Genomic DNA, 1,414 nt, shown 5'->3' with positions numbered 1-1,414 from the left:
CACTACAGTTGCGCTTTCTGTTTGATATGTGAGAGGTAGGCTGCGGCCTGATGAGCACGTCGAAAGAACGACCATCGGAGGATATGCCCGATGGAGGCGCAGCTTCGGGTCATCTTCATGGCGAGGCGTCGAATTTCCTGGATTGACCAGCGGATAAGCGGCCGCGTTTGTGCAACTGGCTTTTTTTGAGCGCCATGGCGTTGGCCTGGGACCGCACAGCGGCCATCATGGCGTAAGCCAGCATGACCAGCGAGACGTGACGGTGCCAACCATGCCAGGATCGGGTCTCGTTGTGGTCGAGGCCGAATTCGTTCTTGGCGGTCTCGAAACCTTCTTCAATGCGCCAGCGCGTACCCTCGACGCGCACCAAGGTCTCGAGCGGTGTTCCCTGAGGGCACCAGGTCGTGAAATACGCCAGGTCGCCATCGGAGGGATTGCGCCGGACCAGCAGCCCACGGGTCCATGTCCCGGTTGAGGTATCTGAATATTCTGAGGCTTCGAGATCGGCCATCGGGCAATACAGCCAGTCATACAGCCGCTCGCCCTTGGTACCGCGTCCGGCGGAACAGCGGACCCAGGCGGCGTCCGGCAGGGTGTCGACAATCTCGCGCGCCTCGCCGGCCCAGCAGACATCCGGCCGCCAGGAATGGAAGTGATGATTGGCATTCACGCCCAGAACATAGCCCCGGCTGGCGCGGCGCAAAGCCATTTCCAGTTCCCCGACGCCATAGACGCTGTCGCCGGCCACCCACCGGAACGGCACATCGGCCGCAAGTGCCCGGCCGATCATCGCGGTGGCCAGAGACGGTTTGCTGGCAAACTGGACATCGCCCGGCACATGGGCCGCCGCCAGCCGTTCAGGCTTTTCCGCCCAGGCCTTCGGCAGATACAAAGCCCGGTCGAGAAATGCGTGCCCCTTGTCAGAGACATAGGCTGCGAACACGCCAATCTGGCAATTGGTGATCTTACCGGCAGACCCGGTATATTGCCGTCCCGCCCCGCACGATGCAGAGCCCTTCTTGAGAAAACCGGTCTCGTCGACCACCAGCACCGCGTCGGTATCCCCCAGATGCTCGACGACATGATCGCGCACGACGTCCCGCAACGCATCGGCGTCCCAATGCCCGCGTCCAAGCAAGGCCTGCTGTCGCCATGGCCCCGGATCGCCCGCAGCTTCTGCGCGCATCCAGCCGGTCTTGCGCGGTTCATTGCCCAGCAGTGTTTCCAGAAACCGGCCCGCCGACGCCGCCACCCGCTCCTGGCCGAATACCGGGCGCATCCGCGCCTTGGCGTCCCGCAGCGCCTCCAGCGTCAGGGCAAGAACATCCTCGATCGAGGCCGCGCCATTCATCTCGTTCAGAATCATGGTGACCCATAGATTCAGAACTCTCAGAAAAATGCAACTGTAGTGCTA

At 62.4% G+C, this 1,414-nt stretch carries 1 protein-coding gene; it reads right to left on the bottom strand.

The annotated features are described in order from the left end of the window. Positions 1–115: 115 nt before the first annotated feature. Entirely contained in the window at positions 116–1,366 is a 1,251-nt protein-coding gene (locus MSKU9_RS17805) for an IS701 family transposase (RefSeq protein WP_141262660.1), read from the bottom strand. Positions 1,367–1,414 lie beyond the last annotated feature (48 nt).

This window comes from Komagataeibacter diospyri (assembly GCF_006538165.1).
GTDB classification, from domain to species: Bacteria; Pseudomonadota; Alphaproteobacteria; order Acetobacterales; family Acetobacteraceae; genus Komagataeibacter; species Komagataeibacter diospyri.
The sequence above is the reverse complement of the archived record's forward strand: the minus strand, read 5'-3'. Positions and strand labels throughout refer to the sequence as shown.